The sequence below is a fragment of the Paraburkholderia sp. Ac-20347 genome, from assembly GCF_017104805.1.
Taxonomy (GTDB): Bacteria; Pseudomonadota; Gammaproteobacteria; order Burkholderiales; family Burkholderiaceae; genus Paraburkholderia; species Paraburkholderia tropica.
The window spans coordinates 1-1189 of sequence record NZ_JAAGPN010000577.1 but is presented as its reverse complement, the minus strand read 5'-3'; the positions used below and the strand labels follow the sequence as shown (position 1 = coordinate 1189).

At 68.4% G+C, this 1189-nt stretch carries 1 protein-coding gene and 2 pseudogenes; 2 read left to right on the top strand and 1 reads right to left on the bottom strand.

Annotated elements, in window-relative coordinates; translation table 11 throughout:
- Window positions 1-200: pseudogene (locus tag G3N97_RS38790) on the top strand (hypothetical protein); the annotation flags it as partial.
- Window positions 201-260: 60 nt separating this feature from the next.
- On the opposite strand, the gene G3N97_RS38785 reads toward G3N97_RS38790, so the two are convergent.
- Window positions 261-788 (bottom strand): hypothetical protein, encoded by a 528-nt coding sequence (locus G3N97_RS38785; protein WP_205997996.1) that lies wholly within the window; start codon window positions 786-788, stop codon window positions 261-263.
- A gap of 150 nt (window positions 789-938) precedes the next feature.
- Here G3N97_RS38785 and G3N97_RS38780 point away from each other — a divergent pair.
- A pseudogene (locus tag G3N97_RS38780) lies at window positions 939-1189 on the top strand (hypothetical protein); the annotation flags it as partial.

Genomic DNA, 1189 nt, shown 5'->3' with positions numbered 1-1189 from the left:
AGTATTTGCCCGCCAAGACGCGGCGTTTCGTCGATCACGCGGTCGAGCATTTCGAGCACACGCATGACGGCGCGCTGGCGAACCGGACGGCGTCGGGCGTGGCGTCGTCGGCCTCGGCATCGGCGGGCGGGTCCGCGTGGCGGCCGATGAGCGGCGCGCCCGGCAGCAGCGCCGTGTTGCAAGCGATGAGCGAGCGCTAAGGCACGTAAGGAAGCACGTAAGAAGCGCTGCACCGCCGGCGCGGGCAGCGTTCTCGCGGCTCAACCCGGCGGCGTACCGTATTCCGCCGGCTCGCTTTCCAGACCCGCGGCCCCGCACAATTCGCGCAGCAGCGCCGCCTCGCGCTCGTGCACCTCGACCGGCAGCCACTGCGCGCCGGCCCACGCCAGATAGCGCGCGCGATGCTGGCCGTTGCGGAACGCCACCACGCCCACATGCGCGATGCCGAGCCAACCCGCGATCCCCGCCGCGCGACGCTTCGAGATCGTCACGTACGGCATCTGCGGGACGCGTTCGTTTTCCGGATCGAGAAATTCGCGGATCCCGCGCACCTTGCCGACATGCCAGTCGTCGACGGGCTTGAGCACGTAGTCGGTGTCGTCGCGGTCGGCGCACAGCAGCAGCTTGTGCAGATCGACGATCACCACTTCGTGGCGCGTGCCGTCGGTCGTGAAGACGCGCTTGAAGCGCACATGATCGTAGCCGGGGTGATCGGGCAGGGACACGATCCAGTGCTCGCCGCATGCGGATTGCAGCGGTTTCGGCAGCGTTGAAAGATTCGGTGGCATCGCGCCGGGCGTAGACAGGGACGTCGGGGACATGCGGGTGATGCGCCTCTCGCGGGGAGGAAAAGCGGCCTAAGCTACGAGGGATTCGTGACGGTTTCGTGACCTATGCAGCGTGGATGCGCACGCCCTGCGCGCGCGAGGAAAAAACCGATGAACCAGGATACAACAAGCGACGAAAAACGCGACGATGCAGCGGCACGCGATAGCGCGCCGGACCACGCAATAACGGAGACGTTCGGCGACGCCGTGCGCATCGAAGCCCGCGCGCAGGTCGCGACGATCGTGCTCGATCGCCCGGCGCAACGCAACGCGATCGACCGCCCGACCGCCGATGCGCTCGCCGCCGCGTTCGCGCGCGTCGAGGCGCATCCGCAGTGGCGCGCCGCCGTGCTGTTCGGCGC

What these genes read in the sequence shown, in the direction of transcription:
- G3N97_RS38785 (WP_205997996.1), bottom strand. Translation starts at nt 788, where the DNA reads ATGCCACCGAATCTTTCAACGCTGCCGAAACCGCTGCAATCCGCATGC.